General features: G+C 37.2%; 21 protein-coding genes. 13 read left to right on the plus strand and 8 right to left on the minus strand.

Features of this window, described 5'->3' with window-relative positions; translation table 11 throughout:
* The first annotated feature begins 2 nt into the window (after nucleotides 1-2).
* The 5 genes from BSEPE_RS05735 to BSEPE_RS05755 are packed head-to-tail and all read left to right on the plus strand — an operon-like array spanning nucleotide 3 to nucleotide 4,790.
* Nucleotides 3-1,190, plus strand: coding sequence for an AAA family ATPase (locus BSEPE_RS05735; protein WP_066045018.1), 1,188 nt, complete (start codon nucleotides 3-5; stop codon nucleotides 1,188-1,190).
* Nucleotides 1,187-1,750 carry a DUF4276 family protein gene (locus tag BSEPE_RS05740; protein ID WP_066045020.1) on the plus strand — a complete coding sequence of 188 codons (564 nt, stop codon included), beginning with the start codon at nucleotides 1,187-1,189 and terminating at the stop codon, nucleotides 1,748-1,750. The genes BSEPE_RS05735 and BSEPE_RS05740 overlap by 4 nt, the downstream gene beginning before the upstream one ends.
* Nucleotides 1,732-2,625, plus strand: a complete 894-nt coding sequence (gene cysM / locus BSEPE_RS05745; RefSeq protein ID WP_066045022.1) for a cysteine synthase CysM — start codon at nucleotides 1,732-1,734, stop codon at nucleotides 2,623-2,625. Before BSEPE_RS05740 ends, cysM begins: the two co-directional genes overlap by 19 nt.
* Complete coding sequence (locus tag BSEPE_RS05750) at nucleotides 2,626-3,528, plus strand: DMT family transporter (RefSeq protein ID WP_066045024.1); 903 nt, start codon at nucleotides 2,626-2,628, stop codon at nucleotides 3,526-3,528.
* Nucleotides 3,525-4,790: a chloride channel protein gene (locus BSEPE_RS05755; protein WP_066045026.1), complete on the plus strand. Its 1,266-nt coding sequence runs from the start codon at nucleotides 3,525-3,527 to the stop codon at nucleotides 4,788-4,790. The genes BSEPE_RS05750 and BSEPE_RS05755 overlap by 4 nt, the downstream gene beginning before the upstream one ends.
* On the opposite strand, the gene hemJ is transcribed toward BSEPE_RS05755, so the two are convergent.
* The gene (gene hemJ, locus BSEPE_RS05760; protein WP_066045028.1) at nucleotides 4,777-5,199 is read right to left on the minus strand and encodes a protoporphyrinogen oxidase HemJ; all 423 of its coding nucleotides are present in this window, start codon (nucleotides 5,197-5,199) and stop codon (nucleotides 4,777-4,779) included. The two genes, BSEPE_RS05755 and hemJ, sit on opposite strands and share 14 nt — an antisense overlap.
* Nucleotides 5,200-5,272: 73 nt before the next feature.
* Here hemJ and BSEPE_RS05765 point away from each other — a divergent pair, with 73 nt between their 5' ends.
* A complete protein-coding gene (locus BSEPE_RS05765) occupies nucleotides 5,273-8,956 on the plus strand; it encodes a DUF3683 domain-containing protein (RefSeq protein ID WP_066045031.1) in 3,684 nt (1,227 codons plus the stop codon).
* 16 nt (nucleotides 8,957-8,972) lie between these two features.
* Here the strand turns inward: BSEPE_RS05765 and BSEPE_RS05770 are convergent, their stop codons facing one another.
* The 5 genes from BSEPE_RS05770 to msrP are packed head-to-tail and all read right to left on the minus strand — an operon-like array spanning nucleotide 8,973 to nucleotide 13,453.
* Nucleotides 8,973-9,332: a gamma-glutamylcyclotransferase family protein gene (locus BSEPE_RS05770; RefSeq protein WP_066045033.1), complete on the minus strand. Its 360-nt coding sequence runs from the start codon at nucleotides 9,330-9,332 to the stop codon at nucleotides 8,973-8,975.
* A 14-nt stretch (nucleotides 9,333-9,346) separates the two neighbouring features.
* On the minus strand, nucleotides 9,347-10,630 hold the full coding sequence (locus BSEPE_RS05775; RefSeq protein WP_066045035.1) for a M16 family metallopeptidase: 1,284 nt from the start codon (nucleotides 10,628-10,630) through the stop codon (nucleotides 9,347-9,349).
* Nucleotides 10,627-11,943 (minus strand): M16 family metallopeptidase, encoded by a 1,317-nt coding sequence (locus BSEPE_RS05780; RefSeq protein ID WP_066045037.1) that lies wholly within the window; start codon nucleotides 11,941-11,943, stop codon nucleotides 10,627-10,629. Before BSEPE_RS05780 ends, BSEPE_RS05775 begins: the two co-directional genes overlap by 4 nt.
* Complete coding sequence (locus tag BSEPE_RS05785; protein WP_070104567.1) at nucleotides 11,928-12,503, minus strand: protein-methionine-sulfoxide reductase heme-binding subunit MsrQ; 576 nt, start codon at nucleotides 12,501-12,503, stop codon at nucleotides 11,928-11,930. The genes BSEPE_RS05780 and BSEPE_RS05785 overlap by 16 nt, the downstream gene beginning before the upstream one ends.
* A complete protein-coding gene (gene msrP / locus BSEPE_RS05790) occupies nucleotides 12,500-13,453 on the minus strand; it encodes a protein-methionine-sulfoxide reductase catalytic subunit MsrP (protein WP_066045039.1) in 954 nt (317 codons plus the stop codon). The genes BSEPE_RS05785 and msrP overlap by 4 nt, the downstream gene beginning before the upstream one ends.
* 182 nt (nucleotides 13,454-13,635) lie before the next feature.
* Here msrP and ftsY point away from each other — a divergent pair, with 182 nt between their 5' ends.
* The 5 genes from ftsY to BSEPE_RS05815 are packed head-to-tail and all read left to right on the plus strand — an operon-like array spanning nucleotide 13,636 to nucleotide 18,033.
* On the plus strand, nucleotides 13,636-14,583 hold the full coding sequence (gene ftsY / locus BSEPE_RS05795) for a signal recognition particle-docking protein FtsY (RefSeq protein WP_066045041.1): 948 nt from the start codon (nucleotides 13,636-13,638) through the stop codon (nucleotides 14,581-14,583).
* Nucleotides 14,584-14,612: 29 nt separating this feature from the next.
* Nucleotides 14,613-15,740 (plus strand): hypothetical protein, encoded by a 1,128-nt coding sequence (locus BSEPE_RS05800; protein WP_066045043.1) that lies wholly within the window; start codon nucleotides 14,613-14,615, stop codon nucleotides 15,738-15,740.
* A gap of 54 nt (nucleotides 15,741-15,794) precedes the next feature.
* Nucleotides 15,795-16,298 (plus strand): thioredoxin family protein, encoded by a 504-nt coding sequence (locus BSEPE_RS05805; protein ID WP_066045045.1) that lies wholly within the window; start codon nucleotides 15,795-15,797, stop codon nucleotides 16,296-16,298.
* Between the two features lie 47 nt (nucleotides 16,299-16,345).
* Nucleotides 16,346-17,560 carry a TolC family protein gene (locus BSEPE_RS05810; protein ID WP_162262090.1) on the plus strand — a complete coding sequence of 405 codons (1,215 nt, stop codon included), beginning with the start codon at nucleotides 16,346-16,348 and terminating at the stop codon, nucleotides 17,558-17,560.
* Nucleotides 17,557-18,033: an efflux RND transporter periplasmic adaptor subunit gene (locus BSEPE_RS05815; protein WP_066045049.1), complete on the plus strand. Its 477-nt coding sequence runs from the start codon at nucleotides 17,557-17,559 to the stop codon at nucleotides 18,031-18,033. Before BSEPE_RS05810 ends, BSEPE_RS05815 begins: the two co-directional genes overlap by 4 nt.
* Before the next feature lie 2 nt (nucleotides 18,034-18,035).
* On the opposite strand, the gene BSEPE_RS05820 is transcribed toward BSEPE_RS05815, so the two are convergent.
* Entirely contained in the window at nucleotides 18,036-18,665 is a 630-nt protein-coding gene (locus BSEPE_RS05820) for a hypothetical protein (RefSeq protein ID WP_066045052.1), read from the minus strand.
* 10 nt (nucleotides 18,666-18,675) lie between these two features.
* Nucleotides 18,676-19,596 (minus strand): hydroxymethylbilane synthase, encoded by a 921-nt coding sequence (gene hemC / locus BSEPE_RS05825; protein ID WP_066045054.1) that lies wholly within the window; start codon nucleotides 19,594-19,596, stop codon nucleotides 18,676-18,678.
* Between the two features lie 45 nt (nucleotides 19,597-19,641).
* Between hemC and BSEPE_RS05830 the strand changes: the two genes are divergently transcribed.
* Nucleotides 19,642-20,022, plus strand: a complete 381-nt coding sequence (locus BSEPE_RS05830) for a thioredoxin family protein (protein WP_066045056.1) — start codon at nucleotides 19,642-19,644, stop codon at nucleotides 20,020-20,022.
* Nucleotides 20,019-21,401: an argininosuccinate lyase gene (gene argH / locus BSEPE_RS05835; protein WP_066045058.1), complete on the plus strand. Its 1,383-nt coding sequence runs from the start codon at nucleotides 20,019-20,021 to the stop codon at nucleotides 21,399-21,401. Before BSEPE_RS05830 ends, argH begins: the two co-directional genes overlap by 4 nt.

Below are 21,401 nucleotides of genomic sequence, written 5' to 3' on the forward strand. Positions count from 1 at the left end.
TTATGAAAATTGAATCCATAAAAATTAAAAATTTTAAAGCATTTAAAAATGCTGAAATGAAAGATATTCCTAGATTTTGCGTAATTGTTGGTGCTAACGGTTCTGGAAAAACTACACTTTTTAATGTTTTTGGATTTTTAAAAGATGCTTTAACTGATGATGTTAATACTGCCTTTAATAAACGAGGTAGATTTAACGAGGTTATTAGTCGCGATTGTAGTGGCAGTATAGAGTTTGAAATTAAATTTAGGGCCAAAGACACTTCTAAAAACAACCCAATTATCACTTATTCTTTAAGTATATCCCAAAAAAATGGCAAAGCATTGGTGGAAAAAGAAGTTTTAAAATACCGTCGTGGAAGTAAAGGTACACCTTGGCATTTTTTAGAATTTAGCAATGGCAAAGGTTACGCTGTAACTAATGAGTTAGATGGGGATACGGATATTAATGAGTTAAGTAGAGAAGAACAAACTTTAAAATCACCAGATATTTTAGCCATCAAAGGTTTGGCGCAATTTGAGAAATTTCCAGCAGTTATTGCCCTTAGTGAATTAATTGACAATTGGCATGTGTCTGATATCCATGTCAATGAAGCGCGCAACATTCAGCAAGCGGATTATGCCGAGCATTTATCTACTTTGGGTGAGAATTTATCCAATGTCGTTGACTATTTGCATAATAATCACAAATCAACACTGGATGAGATTATCAAAATCTTGCAACAAAGGATTCTAGGAATTTCCAAGGTAGAGGCAAAAACTATTGAAACAGGGCAAGTTTTATTAAAAATTCAAGACGAATCTTTTGATAAACCATTTTTAGTGCGTTACATTTCTGATGGCACTATAAAAATGTTGGCTTATTTAGTTTTACTTTATGACCCCAAACCCTACCCTTTGTTATGCGTTGAGGAGCCTGAAAATCAACTTTATCCGCATTTATTAGAAGAATTGGCAGAGGAATTTAGAGCGTATGCTAATCGAGGTGAGCAGGTTTTTGTCTCCACACACTCACCTGATTTTCTTAATGCTGTTGAAGTTAATGAAGTATTTTATCTATCCAAGAATAATGGCTACACGACAATCAAGCGCATCTCTGACGATGAACAAATTAAAGCCTTTATGAACGATGGCGACAAAATGGGATATTTGTGGAAACAAGGATTTTTTGATCAACTAGGCAAGCAATGAATCTGGTTTGCTTCACCGAAGAAAGATCTGCAAAAGAAATGTTACGAATTGTTCTGCCTAAAATACTACCTAATAATTCTTTACATTCTATTTTTTCTTTTGAAGGAAAAAGTGATTTAGACAGACAAATAAAGAAAAAGTTAAAAAATTACAACCTTCCAGGCGCTCGCTTTTTAATTCTTAGAGATCAAGATTCTGCTATTTGCACTGATATTAAGCAGCAATTACTAGACAAAGTTAATGAAAGTGGTAAGAAAGATGTATCTATTGTTCGGATTGCTTGTCATGAATTAGAAAATTTTTATTTAGGTGACTTATTAGCAGTTAAGCAAGCCTTTAATAAAATATTGCCTTCAAGTCAAACTTCTAAGAAATTCAGAAATGCCGATAATTTAGCCAACGCAAAACAAGAATTACAAAGAATAACCAACAAAGAATATCAGCCCATATCAGGTTCAAAAGCAATAGCGCCCCACTTAAAATTAGATGATAGCAACACATCTACTAGTTTCAATGCGCTACTTTCAGGAGTTAAAAAATTATGCACTATTCAACCATAGAAAAAACTATTGGCAACACGCCATTGGTGTGCTTACAACGCCTTAACCCTAACCCGTCTAACACTATCTTGCTAAAACTTGAGGGTAATAACCCTGCTGGATCGGTCAAAGACCGTGCAGCTTTTAATATGATTACTCAGGCAGAAAAACGCGGAGACATTAAATTGGGTAATACGCTGATTGAGGCAACCAGCGGTAATACGGGCATTGCATTGGCAATGGTAGCAGCGATTAAGGGCTATAAGATGATTTTGATTATGCCTGATAATCTCTCACAAGAACGCAGGGATGCGATGACGGCATATGGGGCTGAGTTGATTTTAGTGAGTGAAAAATCAGGCATGGAGGGTGCGAGAGATTTAGCCGATAAAATGGAAAAAGACGGAAAAGGTAAGCAACTTGACCAATTTTCTAATGCCGATAATTCAGGCGCACACATTAACACGACTGCTGAAGAAATCTGGAATGATACCAATGGCGAGGTAACGCATTTTGTCTCTGCGATGGGTACAACGGGTACGATTATGGGTGTATCTGAAACTTTAAAGTCTAAAAATTCTGATATTAAAATCATCGGCGTTCAACCCGAAGATGGGGCAAAAATTGCCGGTATTCGTCGCTGGCCAAAAGCCTATTTACCAAAAATATTTGACGCCTCCAAAGTGGATTCAATAATAGATGTTTCGCAATCTGCTGCCGAACAAATCACGCGTGATTTAGCCACTAAAGAAGGTATATTTGCAGGTGTATCAAGTGGTGGTGCTGTATCAGCAGCACTTGAGCTGTCTAAGAAAGTCAACAATGCTACGATTGTAACAATTGTTTGTGACCGTGGTGACCGCTATCTTTCAACGGGTTTATTCACTCAAAATTAAATGTTTAAATTTGAACAAAAAGAAGTTCTTCTGGGCTTTTTCTTTGCGTTTTTAGGTACGGCATTGTTCGCTCTAAAGTCTATTTTTATCAAATTAATCTACCAACAAGGACTGAATGCCGATACTGTTTTAATGTTAAGAATGGCAATTTCTTTGCCAATTTATTTATTAATTATTGGTTTTTTAAGTCAAAAAAACATACCTAAAACTGATATAAAAAACAACTTTTCTATGATTTTATTATTAGGATTCATCGGTTACGCCTTGGCATCATGGTTGGATTTAAAAGGACTTGAAAATATCTCAGCCAGTTTAGAGCGTTTAACTTTATTCACTTATCCTATTTTTGTGGTAATCTTAGGTGCACTATTTTTTAACACACCACTCACCAAAAAAATTATCAGTAGTTTATTGTTAAGTTATTTAGGTTTGTGGATTGTATTTAGTCAAGAATTAAATACCCACATAGGTGATACAACTACAGGTGTGTTGTTCGTATTACTTTCAGCGTTGAGTTTTGCTTGTTATGTTTTGCTTAGCAAAAAAATTATTCATTTGTTAGGCGGCTTATGGTTCACTGCCTTAGCAATGAGTGTGTCCAGCGTGTTTGTACTGAGTTATTACTTTCTAGTATTTGATTTTAATGTGCTTGATGTGAGTAATATAGCATGGTTTTGGATTGTAATGCTAGCAGTGATTAGCACGGTAATACCTAGTTTTATGATTAGTGAGGCTATTCCCAAAATTGGTTCAGCGCAAACGGGGATTATTGGCACTTTAGGTCCTATTATTACGATTGCTTTAGGTGTATGGGTTTTAGATGAATTTTTCAATATATACTATGGTGCTGGCATTATATTTATAATCACAGGTGTTGCCTTACTCACCATAAAAAAACCATGAAGAAATATATAGCATCTCAATTCCCCCATGAATTAAAAACCTATATATCACTGATACTAGCAAGTATTTTGACGGTTATTACGATTGGGATTTTCTTAGAAATTAGCGAATTTTCACATCATACCTTTAAAGTATTTATTGTCAAAAATCCTGCACTGAGTTTTATTATTACACCGATTACCTTTGTTAGTATTATCTATTTTGCCAAGCATTTTTGTCATTTTGTTCAAGGTAGTGGCATTCCACAACTGATTGCTGCCACCGAGTCTCACAATAAATCTATCCGCGAAAAACTATTATCGTTCAGAATAGTGGCAGGGAAAATTGGCTTCATCTTTTTTGCAATGTTAGGTGGTGCACCGATTGGTATCGAAGGCCCGAGTATTCATATTGGTGGCTCTATTTTTTATGGATTTAACCGTTTTTTAAAACTTAAGCGCACACTTTTAATCCATGCTCTGATTGCAATTGGTGGTAGTGCAGGGTTAATTGTTGCATTTAACGCGCCTATTGCTGGTGTGTTATTTGCTTACGAAGAAATTGGCAGAAAATTAAAAAAACAGGCTTTGATTTTAATCGCGACTGTCAGTGGGCTTGTTTATTTTTTAAATATTTCATACCATGGTAGCAGCCCATATTTAATGGATTTATCCTCAGTTTCGTTTGATTTAACTTTGATTTGGCAACTGCTACCTTTAGTCGTAGTGGTCAGTGTTTTGGGTGGGTTATTTTCCAGAATAACACTCTATTTTGTGCATAAATTAATTATCAATAGTAAAATCAAAGTGTTTATGATGGCATTGAGTGTTGGAATGATTGCGGCATTGTTTAACTATGTCTCAAAAGGACAAATTGCAGGCTCTGGGCATACTGAAGTTCTGCAGATGCTCAATAGTCAATCATTGGGATTGGATTTTGTGGCAATGAAATTCTTTGCAGTTTTAACCTCTTTCGTTTCCACTATTCCAGGGGGTATTTTTATGCCAAGTATTTCAATTGGTGCAGGAATTGGCGCGGAATTGGCAAATTTCTATACGCAAATCGATATGCAAGTCATCATGATAATGGCAATGATTGGTTATCTAAGTGCGGTCATCAGGGCGCCACTCACCTCAACTTTTGTCATTTTAGAAATGACGATGAGCCTACATTTACTCATTCCAGGTTTGGCTGTTGCCTTTATTGCTAACTTTATTTCCAGGCAAATTTACCATCAGCCTATCTACGAGGCGCTCGCCGAAAGATTTTCTAAAACGGCTTAACCACAACCAAAATAACCACTGCGATCAATATCAATACTGGCACCTCATTAAACCAGCGATAGAAAACATGGGAGCGAGTGTTCTTGTCCACTTTGAAAACCGATAGCAAATGTCCACAATAAAAGTGATAAACAATGAGTGGCACGACTAAGGTTAATTTAGCATGTAGCCAATATTGTGTTGAATAATACGCCCAATTATCAAACAACATCCAGATGCCTAATACGCTTGCTAAAATAAAACTCGGCATCATAATGCCACGATACAATTTGCGCTCCATCGTTTTAAAACGCTCAATGCTTATTTTATCGCTGCTCATTGCGTGATAAACAAACAGGCGCGGTAAGTAGAACAAGGCAGCAAACCAAGTGATAATGCTAATTATGTGAAACGCTTTAAGCCACAACATATTAATCTCAAATAAAACAACGAATGACGCTATTATAGTAAAATAAAACAACTTTTACCAACTTCATTCATCATTGCAACAGTATAGAGAAATCCCCTACAACTACACCTCATTCTCAGACAAGGAAGTGGTGTGTCGTTTTCTCGCTAAAGAGTCGTGGGAATTACTTAACCAATTGCGTGAAAATCGTAATACTGGTCGCAGTGCAAAAATGCTATTTGAAGTGTTGGGGGATATGTGGGCAGTTAGTCGCAACCCCTACTTGCAAGAAGACTTGATTAAAAATAAGCGTCGTTGGGAATCGCTGACTGAGGCGCTTTATTCTCGCCTTAATCAAATTCGTGACCGTGCTGGTGACAATGAAAAAGTACTGACTTTGTTAAACAGTGCCGACCAAGCAGTTGATGATTTTAAATCGTGCTTGAGTGGCTTTCAAAGTAATCAAAATCGCATTAGAAAAGCCTTATTAAAAATTACGCACAATAACAATATTCGTTTTGACGCTCTATCGCGTGCGTCGCATTCAACTGATGCAACCGATTGGCGGGTAGAATATCCAGCAGTGATAATTACACCTGATACCGAATTTGAAATTGCCGCAATTGTTAAAACTTGTATCAAATTAGGATTAACCATCATCCCAAGAGGTGGTGGCACAGGCTATACAGGTGGTGCAATTCCTTTGACGACACAAACAGCGGTCATTAATACAGAAAAACTCAGTTTTATTAATGAGGTCAAAACACGCGGCGACTTACACAGTGTTAATGTTGGCGCAGGCGTGGTTACCAAGCGCGTCAGCGAAGTAGCGACAGCTAATAATTTGGTATTTGCCGTTGACCCCACTTCACAAGATGCTTGCACAATTGGTGGCAATGTGGCAATGAATGCTGGCGGTAAAAAAGCACTTAGATGGGGTACTACCATTGATAATTTACTTTCTTGGAAGATGGTAATGCCTGATGGCAAATGGCTACAAGTGGAACGAATTGACCATAATCTGGATAAAATTCAACTATTGGAGGTTGTGAGTTTTAATATTCACACACTAAAAGAAGACGCACAGACGATTACCGACACCAAACGACTAGACATTAAATCTGAAAATTTGCGTAAACTAGGTTTGGGAAAAGATGTGACCAACAAGTTCTTGGATGGCTTACCAGGTATTCAAAAAGAAGGTTGCGATGGCTTTATCACTTCTGCTGAATTCATTTTACATCAGCCACTTAAATGCATTCATACCTTGTGTTTAGAGTTTTTTGGCTATGATTTAGAGTGTGCGGTATCTAGCATTGTTGATATTAAGGATAGCGTTGATAACAATAGTGAAGTGGACTTAGTCGGTATGGAACATCTTGATGCCCGTTATATCAAAGCTGTTGGCTACACCACTAAGGCTAATCGCCCAGAATTGCCGAGGATGGTATTATTGATTGACATCAGTGCAGAAACTGATGATTTACTCAAATTACAAACTGATAGTATTACCACCTTGACAGAAAACAGAGGTGGCGAATGTTTGGTGGCAAAATCATTAGAAAAACGCCAAGCATTTTGGAAGGACCGCGCCAATACTGCGGCAATCGCAGCGCACACAAATGCCTTTAAAATCAATGAAGATGTGGTCATTCCATTGGATAAACTCGGTGATTATAGTTATGGTATTGAACGCATTAATATCCGTTTATCGATTGAAAATAAATTGGCAACCCTTACTCAAATTAAAAACTATTTTCAAAATATTAACCCAGAATTTACGCTAATTAAAGACAAAATTACCTCTGCCTTATCTTTGTTAGATGAAGTTAATACAGATTGGCAGAATGCTTTAGAAAGTTTGATGGAGGAAGAGGGTTTTAAGGTTTTGCAAACAGGTAAGCGCATTATTTCTTATGTAAATGACTTTTCCCAACCATTAAACGATTTATTAATAGGCGATGTGTTTATTGATATGCGTAAAGATGTTAGGGCTATTCACGATGAATATCGTCAAGTTCGCCTATTCGTTGCCACTCATATGCACGCTGGTGATGGTAATGTTCATACCAATATCCCCGTGCACTCACACAACACTGAAATGCTTAAATTGGCAGAATCGGTAGTGGATGAAATTATGATTTTAGCTGAGCAATTGGGCGGTGTGATTTCAGGCGAACATGGCATTGGACTGACTAAATATCAATATTTATCTGATGAATTCAAAAAAGAATTTTCCGCTTACAAAGCCAAGATTGACCCAAATGGACACTTTAATAAAGGTAAATTAATGCCTAATAGTGGCTTAAAAAATGCCTTCACCCCCTCACTACGCTTGGTTGAGCAAGAGGCTTTAATTTTAGAGAGTAGTGAAATTGGTGAAATTAACAATATGGTAAAGTCTTGCCTGCGTTGTGGAAAATGCAAGGATGTCTGTACCACACATGTACCAGAGGCAAATCTACTCTACTCGCCACGCGATAAAATTATCGGTACCAACTTGATTTCTGAGGCTTTCCTTTACGAAGAGCAAACGCGTCGTGGCGTGTCTATCGACCATTTTGATGAATTGAATGATGTGGCAGACCATTGCACTATTTGTCATCGCTGCGAAAAACCTTGTCCAGTTGACATTGATTTTGGCGATGTGTCAATTAAAATGAAAAATATTTTGGTAAAGCAGAAGCAAAGGCACACAAATATCATCTCCAAAGCATCAATTGCCTATCTAAATATGACGCAACCTTGGAAGATTAATTTAACGAAAAAAGTACTGATTGATTTTAGCTATAAGGCACAACACTTTGCCTCCCTCCTCAGTAAACCTTTTGTAAAAAAACAGCCTGATAAAACCGTTGGAAAGCCCAGTGTATTCGCAGAATTGGTTACTATTTTAGACAAACCCTTGCCAACCGATACTACGCAAGCCCCCCTACGCAGCCTGTTGAATATCAACGATAATGGCAGCATACCAATTTTAGCCCACCCCGAAAAATCCAACGCCAATTCACCCAGTGTCTTTTATTTTCCAGGCTGTGGATCAGAACGATTATATTCCAACATTGGTTTGGCAACCGTTGCCCTGCTCTACCACCAAGGTGTGAAAGTGGTACTGCCACCAAGTTACCTCTGTTGTGGCTACCCACAACAAGCTGGCGGTTACCAACAAAAAGCCAATGAAATATCAACCGATAATCGCGTCCTGTTCCACCGCATGGCAAATACGCTCAATTACCTCGATATCAAGTATGTGTTAACTTCTTGTGGCACTTGTATCGATCAATTAATGACCTATGAGTTAGGCGATATTTTCAAAGATGCCAGTCTAACCGACATCCACGAATACTTATTAGAAAACAATGTAACTCTTGATAGTAAAGGCGAACAATACCTATACCACGCCCCTTGTCATGACCCAATAAAATCCGACAAATCAGCAACTGTCATCTCAAAAATCGTCAATTCGGAAGTTATTGACAATGACCGTTGCTGTGGCGAAGCAGGCACTTTTGCAGTCGCCCGTCCCGATATTGCCAAACAAGTAAAATTCCGCAAAGAGACTGAAATCAAGAAAGGTTTAGCCATTCTAAAGCCTACTGACAAACCAACCAAAATGCTGACAACTTGCCCCGCTTGCCGTCAAGGTCTATCGCGTTACAGCGACTCAACAGGTATCGAACCTGTCTATCCAATAGAATTAATTGCCGAACAACAGTTAGGCAAAAATTGGCAAAAAGACTTCATTAAGTCTGTGCATATCGAAAAAGTATTGCTATAACTTCCCTAAGCCGGGCTTAGATTTTAGAATATGCCTTTTGGTTTGCTTTTACATACACCCAAGCAGGGGTTCCTGATAGCATTTTACCCAATATACGCTGATAATCACTGACTTCGTACTTGTCTGATTGTGCGAGTTCTTCGGTGGTGATTTTAAAAACTTTGCCTTGTACGGTTTCACCTTGATTGACAACGGCAATTGGATGATGACTTGCGCCACTTAATTCGACCACGCTTTTATCTTGAATTTCAACCATTTCTAATTTGTAGTCTAATAATCGGTCTTCATAGCCAACCAACTCACGACCGAAAGTTTCGATCTGCACAGAGGGGGTTTGTAATGTGCCGTAGGAAAATAGCAATTCGGTTGTTTTCATTGTGAGACTGTTGATTATTGTTTTCCTACGGTTACCACAACCAATTTATCCATATCCACTAGCCCACTAAATGCAGTTTGAATATCCTCCTTGGTCACTTCATTGATTTTATCAGTAAAATCCGATAAATAAGTAAGAGGTAAATTATAGAAGCCGATAATAGAGAGGTAAGTTAGAATATTAGCGTTGCTTGCCGTTTCTAGGGAGAATCCACCGATGATATTGGACTTGCCATCTTGCAATTGTTGCTGACTTAAATTGTTGTTAATCAAGTCGCTTAAAGTTTTTAATACAATTTTTTTGGCTTGATTGCTTTGTGTATTTTTGGTTTGCAAACGCACAATGAAGGCGCCATTTGACTGCATCATTTTGAAATAACTGTAAGCGGAATATGCCAATCCTTTTTTCTCACGAATTTCATTACTGAGAATTGAAGTTAATCCGCTACCACCTAAAATATGATTGCCCAAATATAGGGGGTAGAAAAACGCGTCAGAACGGTTTGTACCAACTTGTCCGATGAGTAAATGTGTTTGCCTTGAAGGGAAATTAATGTGGATACTTTTCTTTTCAATTGGCAATACCATGGGGTTAGCCGCTGGTTTTTTACCAATGTTCAAGCCGTGAGAAAGTTGGCGGGCAATTTGTTTGGCTTTAACTTTGCTAACATCACCGACGATGGCAATGGTTAGGTTTTTTGCCACATAGTATTGATGATAATGACGCTCTAAATCTTGGATGCGGATACTTGCCAAAGTTTCTTCGGTGCCGATTGTGTTGTGCGCATAAGGATGTCCGTCAAATACAACTCGGTCAAAAGCCAGAGAGGCGACACTTGACGGGGATTGCTGACTGGCCTTGATGGCTTGCAAAGTTTGGCGTTTTTCACGGCTAAGATAAGACTGCTCAAACCTTGGCTGAGTAACCACTTCGGTAAAAGTATTCAAGGATTTTTTAAGAATTGACTCCCTTGATAAGGTGCGCAAAGATATGCTCGCCATATCTTTTAATGAGCTGGTAGAAAACTGTGCACCGACGGATTCAAAGGCGTTAATGATTTGCTCTTCGTTGTGATAAATGGTGGCAGTACCCAATAAACTATTGGTCAAAGAGGCTAAGCCATATTGTCCATCATCTCTGCTGGCAGCGGCATCAAAAGTTAACGAAATATCCAAAATTGGCAAGCCTTTGGTTTGCACGAACAAGACCTTTGCACCTTCAGGTGTTGTCCAGTTTTGAATGTCTATTTTTGCATGTACACTGCTTGTTAGCAGTAAAAGTGTAATTAAATATCTCATTGTATTCCTTGGGGGATGAGTTCAACGGAATTAGCCTTGGAAAAATCTAAATATTGCTTGGCAATGTCTGCTACTTGTTTTGCATTAATGGCGTTCATTTTACCCACATAGGAAAACATTTTTTCAATGCCAATACCGACCGTAGACAACATTCCTAAATAATAAGATTGCGTGGAAATACGGTCTTGCTCAAAAACAAAGCTAGATTCAAGCTGTGTTTTGGTGCGGGACAATTCATCCTTAATAATGCTTGGGTTTTTGATGAGTTCTGCCACTTGGGTTTTGATGGCGGATAAAACAACTTTATTACTGATGCCTTTGGCAGCGATAAAACTAATGGTAAATATCGTATTGTAACGGTCATATAATTGATATCCTACACTGATATCTGAAGCGATTTGTTGTTCTCTTATTAGGGTTTTTGACAGTCCATTATCTAAAACATACGCCAACATATCCAAATCATAGGCATCGTTTTCGTTGGTTTTTAAACTTGGCACTGGGAATGATAAAATGTAAAAAGGCAACTCTGCTTTGAGTTTTAAAATGCGTGCATTGTTGATTTTTTCAATAGATGGTCTATCAGCATGGGTAATATTCGGATTGTGCTGATAACCGCCAAAATATTGCTTTGCCAAAGCAACAACTTCGTCAGCTTGCACATCGCCAACAACGACCAAAGTGGCGTTATTCGGTGCGTAATATTTTTCGTACCAATCGCGTAAATCTTGTAACTTGTAAGACTCTATATCTGCCTTAAAACCAATCACTGGCGTATGATAGGCGCCTTTCTTATCAAATGAAATCAATCTAAGATTTTCATATACCTTAGCATTGGGATTATCTTCTACGCGCATTCGTCGCTCTTCAATCACGACCTGCCTTTCTTTGCTTAATTCTTCATCGGAAAAGGTCAAATTTTGCATTCTATCGGCTTCCATTTTGAGTGCTAATGCCAATTTAGACTTGTGCATTTTTTGGTAATAAGCCGTATAATCTTTGGAAGTAAAAGCATTATCAGTGCCGCCATTTCTGGCAATAATCGTTGAAAATTCTCCTGCTTTATAGCGTTTTGTGCCTTTAAACATCATATGCTCTAACATATGTGAAAGCCCTGTATTGGGACGCCGTTCATCGCTAGCACCTACTTGATACCAAATCTGGGAAATAAATACAGGGGCGCGATTGTCAACTTTCACAATAATTTTTAACCCATTATCAAGCGTTGCCACACTAACGCCTGCGTCTTGCAACGATGTAGACCATGCCCACTGATGAAAAATCAAAATAATAAAACCTAGCGTTTTAACCATTTTTTCCACTCCACTCTAAAACTTAACAAAAATAAGGTGATAATCGTATAAATCAACGGCTCAATATCAGCCATTGATTTTACTTGCCAATAAAAATGCAGGATAACTAAAATGGCAATCAAATAAATAAATTTGTGTAATTGCTTCCACCTCCTTCCTAAGCGACGAATCATCTTATTCGTTGAAGTAATTGCCAATAAAAATAACAGTAAAAAAGCACTAAAACCAATGGCAATATACGGGCGTTTCGTTACATCTTCCAAAATAAATGTCAGGCTAAATTGTTGATCAATCAGAAAAATACCCAAATGCATACAAGCATAAAAAAAACTAAACACGCCAATCATGCGTCGGAATTTAACGATTGAAAAAGGTAGAATTTTATTCAGTGGTGTAATCAATAAACTGAGTAATAAAAATCGCAATGCCCATTGTCCCGTTGGATTGGTAATCTCTTCAATTGGGTCAATTAAATTGCCCGACAACACCTCGGTAACAAGCCAGATAAAAGGACTTGCAAGCACAACAAACAACAAAGGTTTTTGCCAAAAAGTATTCAAAAGTTTTTCTTTAAATCAAGCCCAGTATACAAATGCGCCACTTCATCTCCATAGCCATTAAACATTTCAGTTTTGCGTTTTTTTGGCGAGAAAAAACTCCCTTGACCAATGACTCTCTCGCGTGCCTGCGACCAACGCGGATGATCTACATTTGGGTTAACATTGGCATAAAAGCCATATTCTCTTGATGCCTGGTCTTGCCAAGTATTTATCGGGGCGTGTTCTTGAAAATGAATAGAGACAATAGATTTGATATTTTTAAATCCATACTTCCACGGCACCACCAAGCGCAAAGGGGCGCCATTTTGATTCGGCAGTGTTTTGCCATATAAACCCACTGCCAACATACTTAGAGGGTTCATTGCCTCAGCAATCGTTAAACCCTCAACATAAGGCCAATCTAGCGTTGAACGTTTCTGCCCAGGCATTTGCTCACTATCAACCAAGGTTTTAAAAACGATATATTTAGCCTTTGAGGTTGGTTGGAAAGTTTTAAGTACACTCGCCAATGGCACACCTACCCAAGGAATAACCATTGACCAAGCCTCCACACAACGAAAGCGATAAATACGCTCCTCTAATTGATAAGGTGCAATAAAATCTTCTAAATCATACACACCTTGTTTGGCACATTCTCCAGAAGCCTCAATATGCCAAGGCTTGGGCTTTAAGGTGTGGGCATTTTTAACAGGATCGCGTTTACCTGTACCAAATTCATAAAAATTATTATAATTAGTAATTTGTTTAAAAGTATGCGGCGTTAAGTCTTTGCCATAATTTGTTTTGATAATTTTATCCGACAATTCACCGCCATAAACCCCTTCTGCCATACTTGGGAGTGCATTGAATGCCGTCAAACCTACGCCAAATTGCGCGCCCTTTTTAATAAATTCTCTGCGATTTAAATAATCACTTTCATTCGTTACATAATGTTCTGTTATTTTTTTCATTATCTAAAGACCTTTGCATAAATAGGGATGATTAGCAAGATTCAATTTTTGATGGTTATTCATATTTATGCAAAGGTCTCATCTAGTTATAATTGTTATTCATCTACATTATACGAGCAAAACACGCAATAGTTTCACTGTAAAATCAAATAACAAATTATATTTTTTATTTGATTTAAACCATGTTTAATTTTTTCAAAAAAAACACTACTGACAAAGAAAAGGCAACTTCATTAAAAGATAAATTGGAAAAATCTAGGCGAAAACTAGGCTCTGGATTATTCAATTTGTTATTGGGTAAAAAAAACATCGATGATGATTTACTAGAAGAGCTTGAAATGTTGTTAATTACTGCCGATATTGGCATTGATACTACAGACAAAGTGTTGGAATCTGTGCGTAAAAATGCGTCACGCAAAACACTCAAAAATTCTGATGAATTATATGAATTTTTAAAAGGTGAATTGGCAAAATTATTAATTGAAGACAATCAACTTAACACCGACCAACAAGATACCTTCGTGATTTTAGTCGTTGGTGTAAACGGCGCAGGTAAAACCACAACCATTGGCAAGTTGGCAAAATCTTTCCAAAATCAAGGAAAATCAGTCATGCTAGCTGCTGGCGATACTTTCCGTGCCGCTGCCGTTGAGCAACTTAAAGTATGGGGTCAGCGTAATGATATACCAGTCGTTGCTCAAGATACTGGTGCAGACGCAGCCTCGGTAATTTTTGATGCTTATCAATCCGCACAAGCTAAAAAGATTGACATTCTGATTGCCGACACCGCAGGACGCTTGCATACGCAAGATAATTTAATGCAAGAATTGGAAAAAATCAAACGCGTTATTAGCAAACAAAACGAAGATGCTCCACATGAAGTGATGCTAGTAGTCGACGGCGGCGCAGGTCAAAATGCACTTAATCAAGCCAAAGCATTTAACAAATCCGTGATACTTAGTGGTATTAGCGTTACCAAACTTGATGGCACTGCCAAAGGGGGTATCGTCTTTGCGATTTCTAATGAATTGCAATTACCGATTCGCTATATTGGTGTCGGCGAAGGTATTGATGACCTTAAGCCATTTGTTGCCAAGGACTTTGTTGACGCCTTATTTGAGACGCAATGAGACCACTGCATTAACTCAGTGGTCTCATAATGGTAGAAAAATTTTCCTTAAAAGATGCACTTTTTAATCAACAAAAAGTTGAATACTTAGCAGTACTAATTACCGGCGCCTATCCAACATTTAAAGCAGATAAATTTGTCAGTCAAATTATTAAAGAATTTCCAAATTTAGAACTCAAACAACGCATTACCTGCATCCGAGAACAATTGGAAAGGCAATTGCCAGGTGATTTTGAAGGTGCTTTGATTATCCTACTCAAAACCCTGCCAAGAGAGCTTGACCCAGATAAAACTGATGATGATTTTGGGGATTTTATCTTTGCACCTTTGGCTGATTTCGTCGCTAAAAATGGACTGGAAAATAGATATTTAAGCCTTTCTTTTAACGCCTTAGCGCAAATGACTAAACGCTTTAGTTGTGAAGATGCAATCCGTTACTTTATCAACAAGTACCCTGATGAAAGTTTTGTTTTTATGAAAAATATGTCAAAATCTAACAACTATCATCAACGACGCCTAGCATCGGAAGGCTTACGCCCTAGGCTACCCTGGTGCATTGGTATTAAATTTGAGCATCAAAAAGCCATAGCAATTTTAGATACTTTGTATTTTGATAAAACACGGTTTGTGGTGCGTTCAGTTGCCAATCATCTTAACGATATCGCCAAATTTGATGCCAATTTAGTGATAAAAACCTTGGAAAAATGGCAAAAAGAAGACCGACAAAAAAATAAAAAAGAATTTATTTTCCTTATGCAACATTCATTAAGAACCTTGGTAAAACAAGGCAATGAAAACGCTCTGGCAATGTTGGGGTATCAATCCAATCCAAAGATTAGTATTGAAAATTTTGAATGCAAAGAGGTGCAAATTACACTTGGAAATTATCTAAATTTTAGTTTTACTATTAAAACCAAACAAGATGAAAAATTGATGATCGATTACAAAATTATCTACCCAACCCATAATCAAAGAAAATCTGAAAAAGTATTTAAAATCAAAAAAATAACCTTAAAAGAAAATGCGCTTATTGTCATTCAGAAAAAGCATTTATTTAGAGTGATGAGTAGCAGAAAACTCTACCCAGGAGAATATAAAATTCAACTACAAATTAATGGAAAAAACTTTGCAGAAGATAAATTTAGGCTAATTTTTTAATTATTCTCTTAAACTTGTATGTTACTATACAATCTAAAATAAAAGAATGATTATATGAAAACAATAATTCACTTAATATTTTTTTTGCTATTAGGCACATCAAGCTTTGCTGAAGAAAAAGTTTCGATATTTGATCAAAATTTTAATGATTATAGCGAAAATTTAGAAGATGCTATTGACGCCAAAAAAGACGGTATTTTTATCTTTTTTCATATGGAAGAATGTCCATTTTGTCAAAAAATGCGCCGTCATGTACTAAATCGAAAACCTATTATTGATTATTTTAAAAAGCATTTTTTAAATTTTGAAGTGGATGTAGAGTCCAGTTTAGATTTGATCGATTTTAACGGTGATACCCTACCAGAGAAAATTTTTGCCAAGCACCACAACAAAATCGGCGCCACGCCTGTGTTGGCCTTTTTTGATTTAAAAGGCAACCGCGTGGTGCGTCACACAGGTTTTGCCAATGAAAAAGATTTTTTACTATTGGCAAAATATTTTGTTGAAGGCGCTTATAAAAATGAAAAATTTATTCGCTATAAGCGTAAACATAGATAATGTATATAATTAATAATAAAAGATTTATAATTGGACTTTTTGCCTTATTGTCTTTTTTTACATTTGCCAGCGAAATCCCCAATCCTTTGAGCTTAGAACAGGCGTTAAAAATTGGAGAAAAGCACAGTTTGGCGGTGCAAAAACAACAATTAAATATAGATGAAAATACGCTTAATTTAGAAACCATTCAATCAAAATTTGATTTAAAAAGCACGGTAGATTTACAATTAGCACGAAGAGATGATTATGCAAATAATATTAATGATTCACATACATTTATTCATTTTGAAAAAGTATTATTTGAACAAAACGCCAATATTAATGCCGATGCTACGCAGCAAAAAATTATCAATACTAAACAAAATTTAGTTTATATAAAAAAAGAAAATAAAATTGAGATTATGCGTCGCTTTTTTGATGTTATTTTGGTAGATATGCAACTTGAAACTACCCTTGAACGACTAGCGATTTCTGCCATTCGAGCCAACAATGTCAAAGATGATTTTGACATTAACAAGGCTTCAGAAGTAGAATTATTACAAAAACAAGCCTCTACCCAGTTAGATGTGAGTCAGCGCATTAAAATCGAAGCACAGCAAATTCTCAAGCGTGCAGAATTGGCAGATATTTTAGGCGTTAGTTACGAAAATCGTCCCGATGATTTGGTTAAACCTGAACTAAAACACTACTTTAATAAACCAATTACTGCACTTGATGTATTAAGAAAAAATGCTTTCAAAAACAATACCGTGCTACAAATTATGCAGCAAAATTTATCTTCGCTTAAACATCAATTTAGTCGCCATAAAGGTGATTATGGCGTGATTATCAAAAGTAATGTCAGAATAGGGGAGCAAGCCTATTTGCGAGATAAATATGGTAACTTACGCTATGGTGTCAATTTAACCATGCCTTTTGGCACTAATAATGTCAAACAACAAACCATCGCCAAACTTAATTTGAAAATTAAACAAATTAAAATAGAAATTGAACAATTTAAACGCACTCTATCTTCTCAAGTATTTGCACTTTGGATTAAGCTTAATGAACTCAAACAGATACATAAGTCACTAACGACTGAACTGGAATATCGTGATTTATATCTTGAGCGTGCTCGGGCAAAATACGAATTAGAATTAGCAAGTGATATTGGAGAAGCTCTAACCCAATTCACTAATACCGAATACAAACTTAGCAAAAATCAATTTGACTTTGTGATTGCCTTTGAAAAACTTGCCTTACTAACTGGAGAAATACAATGAAAATCAAACCAATCTTACTCTTACTATTTATTAGTTTTAACACCTTGGCTTTAGAAATATATCCACTGGTTTCTGGTGAAATTACCATGATTAAACCTGTTAGAACCCATGTTGAAAAAGGAGATTTACTCGTGCAAATTGATGATGCACAAGCAAAATTAGAATTAAACTATTTAAAAGCGTTGCAAAAAACCTATCAACAGAATTTTAAAGACAAACAATTAGAACTGAAACAAACACAAGAATTATACGACCGTTTGGTTTCTCCACATAGAGATTTAGAGATTGCACAATTGATTTTTGATCAAGCAAGGCGTGAATTAGAGGCCCATAACATCAAAATCAAAATTGCCGAAAATCAACTAAAAAAATATCAACTTCACGCACCAATATCTGGCACTATTAGTATGACACCTAATTTAAGAAATGCTACTAATATGAATGCACCAAAGGTGCTAATGATATTAGAATAATATTATTTTCTTGTGTTTTGTTCAATACGCAAAACAGCAAGCATAATCACCAACATTGCAAAAATCGTCAACGCATTCCAAAGTGCAGAATAAACGCCTCTTTCAATTCGCAGTGAACCTATATGCACAAAATTAGTTTTGCTTTTTTTCTGTATTTGTTGGAAAAAAGATTGATCATGCCAACTGGTCAATTCATCAATATTCACCTTGATGCCAACGGTTGCCACTTGATTAGTAAGTTTTGCCAAAGATTCCACATAAGACAATTGCACGGATTGAGAATATTGATTGGTTTTAATTTTGCTTGAAACTTTAACCTTTTGCTTCAGGTCTTTCTTATCAACCACTTGATCTGGAAAGTTGCTTAATGCACTGACAATATCGTCAATATATGAATTAAATTTTTGTTCAAAATTCTGATTATCACTTAAATTTTTAGCGATTTGTTTTTCCTGGTTGGTGCGCATTTTTTGGTAATCAGCCAATTTAATCACAGGAAAATCCGCCTTTTCATCTTTGACACTAATTTTGTTATAACCTAAAGTAATTGCCATAATCAATACAATAGCTGCAAATATCAAAATGATAATTTGAACTGTCTTTAAAAAACTTTTTTCAATAAATCTAAACATATTTTTTTTCCTATTTGTTAATTCCTAAAATTTCCCACGCACCCATTTCAATCAATTTATCTGCCAACTGCACGCCTAATGCCTCTGCATTATCCACACTTCCAGATACTTCGTGCTTCAAAATTACACCAGTATCAACATTACCCACTAAGCCCGTAAGGGTTATTTGTCCATCAGTAATGGTTGAAAATCCTGCAATTGGCACAGAGCAGCCGCCCTCCAATCGAGCATTCATTGCCCTTTCAGCGCTGACTCTATCAGTCGTTTTCTGATCCACAAGCGGTGCAATTAAAGCTAAAATTTCTTCGTCATTTTCTCTAATTTCAATACCGACTGCACCCTGTCCAACGGCGGGCAAAGATTGTTCGGTAGAGATTTGCTGCTTGATTCTGTCTTTAAAACCTAAACGAATCAGTCCTGCACACGCCAAAATAATGCCGTCGTATTCATCGTCATCTAATTTTTTCAATCGTGTATTAACATTACCACGCAAATCCAAGATTTCTAAATCAGGACGAATGGCTTTAAGTTGCACGATACGACGCATAGAGCAAGTGCCGATTTTTGCCCCGTGTGGCAAATCAGCAATGCTATCAAAATTATTTGAGACAAATGCATCAAATGGATTTTCGCGCTCAAGAATTGCCCCTAACTCAAATCCTGCAGGGATTTCGTAAGGTACATCTTTCATTGAATGTACAGCGATATCTGCTTTTCCCTCTAACATTCCGATTTCTAACTCTTTGATAAACAATCCTTTTCCACCAATTTTTGACAAAGGAGAGTTTAGAATTTGGTCACCTTTAGTCATCATCTTGACCAATTCCACTTTTAATTCTGGGTGGTGACGCTCTAATTCTACCTTAACATGTTCGGCTTGCCAGAGAGCGAGTGGACTTTTGCGTGTTGCAATTTTGATTGTTTGTTGCATAGAATTGATTTAAAATCATATAAGCAGTCATTTTAACAAAAAACTATGGGTATTCCACCGGCAAAAAACCTTTTTCAAGTAAAACAGCGAGCAAAGGCGATTTTAGTGCTGATGCATTTGGAAGATTGCCCTTGGTGTCATTTTGTAATTAACGAAGTTTTTGACCCAATGATTGAACTCAAAGAATACACGGACAAACTCGTTATTCGTCAGATAGAAATAGACTCAAGTTTGGCATTATATGATTTTGACGGCTCACAAATCGATGGCGATGTATTTGCGCACAGGTACAATGTAGATTTTTATCCAACGGTGTTATTATTCGACGCCCGCGGACAATTATTAGAAAAAATCATTGGCGTTGCTAGTGAAGAAACCTATTGGACAGATTTAGATAAACTATTGAATAAACAAGGAATTTTATGAGTAAAACCAATCAATCTTGGGGCGGACGCTTCACGCAATCAACCGACGAATTCGTCAAAATTTTTGGTGCATCGGTATTTTTTGACAAAATTCTTGCCCCGTATGATATTCAAGGTTCAATCGCCCACGCCACGATGTTGTGCGAAGCTGGGCTATTAACTGAAGACGAAAAAACACAGATTGTCGATGGTCTGACGAACATTCTTGAAGAAATCACAGTCGATAAATTCGAATGGTCTGTTGACTTGGAGGATGTGCATATGAATATTGAAGCACGATTAGTCGCTATGATTGGTGATGCTGGTAAAAAATTGCACACTGGTCGCTCGCGCAATGACCAAGTAGCCACCGATATTCGCCTATATTTGCGTGAGCAACTTAATGACATTAATGATGAAATTAAACGCTTGCAAATAGCATTACTGGATTTGGCTGAGAAAGAAATCAACACCATATTACCTGGGTTTACCCATCTACAAGCCGCCCAACCTGTGAGTTTTGGTCATCATATGATGGCATATTTTGAAATGCTGTCTCGTGATGCTGAACGATTAATTGATTGTCGTAAGCGACTCAACTCAATGCCCCTTGGCAGTGCCGCATTGGCAGGCACAACTTACCCAATTGAACGCACGCGCACCGCTGAATTATTAGGCTTTGAACGCATTTGCAACAACTCGCTTGATGGCGTTAGTGACCGTGATTTTGCCATAGAGTTTTTATCAACAGCCAGTATTATTATGATGCATTTGTCGCGTTTTTCTGAGGAACTCATTCTTTGGTCAAGCGCACAATTCGATTTTATTGAATTACCAGACAGTTTTTGCACAGGCTCATCGATTATGCCACAAAAGAAAAACCCCGATGTGCCAGAGTTGGTGCGTGGCAAAACAGGCCGTGTATATGGTAATTTAACCTCAATGCTAACCATTATGAAATCACAGCCACTCGCCTACAATAAGGACAACCAAGAAGACAAAGAACCCCTGTTTGATACGGTTGATACGCTTAAGGCTTGCTTGCGCGTATTCGCCGATATGGTGCCGACCATTCAAACAAAACGAGACAATATGTATAACTCCACCAAAAAAGGCTATACCACTGCCACCGATTTGGCAGATTATTTGGTGAAAAAAGGTTTGCCATTTCGTGACGCACACGAAGTGGTGGGTTTATCGGTTGCTTATGGAATAAAAATGCAAAAAGATTTAAGCGAGTTAAGTTTGGAAGCGTTACAAGAATTTGACCCTCGTATTGAAAACGATGTGTTTGATGTACTATCGCTAGAAGGCTCACTACGCGCGCGTGACCATTTTGGCGGCACCGCACCAAACCAAGTCAAACAGGCCATCAAAACCGCTCGCAACAACCTAAAATAG

Source organism: endosymbiont of Bathymodiolus septemdierum str. Myojin knoll (assembly GCF_001547755.1).
Lineage (GTDB): Bacteria > Pseudomonadota > Gammaproteobacteria > PS1 > Pseudothioglobaceae > Thiodubiliella.